Origin of the sequence: Roseococcus thiosulfatophilus, from assembly GCF_017311575.1 — a bacterium.
GTDB classification, from domain to species: domain Bacteria; phylum Pseudomonadota; class Alphaproteobacteria; order Acetobacterales; family Acetobacteraceae; genus Roseococcus; species Roseococcus thiosulfatophilus.
This window is the reverse complement of the sequence record NZ_JAFFQY010000041.1, coordinates 1-1,604: the sequence shown is the minus strand read 5'-3', so window position 1 is coordinate 1,604 and position 1,604 is coordinate 1. Positions and strand designations below refer to the sequence as shown.

At 70.3% G+C, this 1,604-nt stretch carries 1 protein-coding gene; it reads right to left on the bottom strand.

The features are described from left to right. Nucleotides 1-158: 158 nt before the first annotated feature. Nucleotides 159-1,508: an IS1380 family transposase gene (locus JTN19_RS13285; protein ID WP_206933579.1), complete on the bottom strand. Its 1,350-nt coding sequence runs from the start codon at nucleotides 1,506-1,508 to the stop codon at nucleotides 159-161. Nucleotides 1,509-1,604: the final 96 nt, after the last annotated feature.

Sequence of the window (1,604 nt, the reverse complement as noted above, 5' to 3'; positions counted from 1 at the left end):
GAGGCCGGCTGGACCGCGCGAACGGCGGGCGGCTGACGCGTTGGCGGAGACGCGGTCGCGTTTGATCGCCACCTTGTCTGCGGGCGGGCTGTCGGTGCGTATCGCGGGTCTGGCGGGTTGCGGTGTGCGTGGCTGGATCGGGGCGTCCGCCCCTTTGCTCAGCAGGTGAGGCGCGGCAGGCGTTCGAGCGCGAGGCGCAGGATGGCCCTGTCGGGACAGGCGCTTGGCAGGTGCAGCATGATGCGGGTCTTCATCGCGACGACGCGGGTGGCCAGCTTCACCAGGCGCAGCCGCAGCGTGTCGAACTGCGCGACACGCCAGGTGGAGCGCCGAGGCATCAGGCTGCGCAGCGACCACAGCAGCCAATAGGCGCCGGTGTGCAGCATCAGGCGGAACTGGTTGGCGGTGGCGCGGCAGCACGACGTGCGGTCGGCGGCGAGATGGCGCTTCCAGGCCTTGATGTGGTTCTCGGCCTGGCCGCGCCGGCAATAGAGGTCTTCGTAGATCGTGCGCGCCGATCCGGCGGCGAGGGAGGTTGCGACGAAGCGCGTGTCGGCGCCCTGCGCGCTGACCTCGACGCGGGCGATGATGCGCTCGACGCGGCTCCAACTGGCGGCGCCGTCGTGGAATTCCTTGTAGCGCCGCAGCTTCTCCCCGCCCGGTGCGCCCGTATGACGACGCGCGGTGCTGGCTTCCAGCGCCTCGACATGGCGGCGCAGCGTCGTGGTGGAGGCGACGCCGAGCAGGAAGTCGATACGCGTCGCGCGGCAGAAATCCAGCACCTCCGGCGCGCAGTAGTGGCTATCGGCGCGGATCAGGATCTCGACGCGCGGCCAGTGGCTGCGGATCTCGCGTACCAGACGGCGCAGGAGGTTGCGCGCCTCGGCGCCGGTCGGGCGCCTGGCCGGGCGCAGCATGGCGGCGACGGGGCGTCCATCGCCGTCGAACACGACAATCGGCTGGAAGCCGTATTCGTCGTAGTAGGCGTTGAACAGCCGCAACTGCTGCCCGCCATGGACGGCGTCGAAGGTGTCGTCGATGTCGAGCGTGATGCGACGCGGCACTTGTCGAAAGCTGGCGCAGTAGAGCGCCACCATGGCGCGCGCCATGCGGATCAGCGCCCGCGGCCCCGGCGTGTTCTCGAGGCGCGACAGCGTCGGCTGGGAGCACAGCGCGGCCTCACCAGGCAGGCGCCCGTTGGCGAGCTTGAACAGCGGGTCGTGCCGCAGGCTGTCAGCATCGTTGCCGTCCTCGTAGCCGGCGGCAATCATCAGCAGCCGGAAGCGCAGCATCTCGGCGAGGCCATGCTGGATGCGCTCGGGCGCGCGCGGATCGTCGATGCAGGCGGCGAGACGCCGCGCCACGCCGAGACGCGCCTCGACCTCGCGCAGCGCCAGCAGGCCGCCATCGGATGACAGCGACCCGCCGTCGAAGCGGGCGATGATGGGCTTGCCGGCGACTGGTGACAGGCCCGGCAGGGGCAGCGTAGCGTGCGTGTCGGCGGGCATGGTGTCCGGAAACGGCAGGGTTCTGGGTTCGCAGCCGAATCCTATGGCCGTTCAACGGGTTGCGCCATGCCCGCCAGCCATGATGAATTTTCCGGG

Bases quoted from the DNA above. Each gene is read 5' to 3' on its own strand.
- JTN19_RS13285 (WP_206933579.1), bottom strand. From the start codon at position 1,508: ATGCCCGCCGACACGCACGCTACGCTGCCCCTGCCGGGCCTGTCACCA.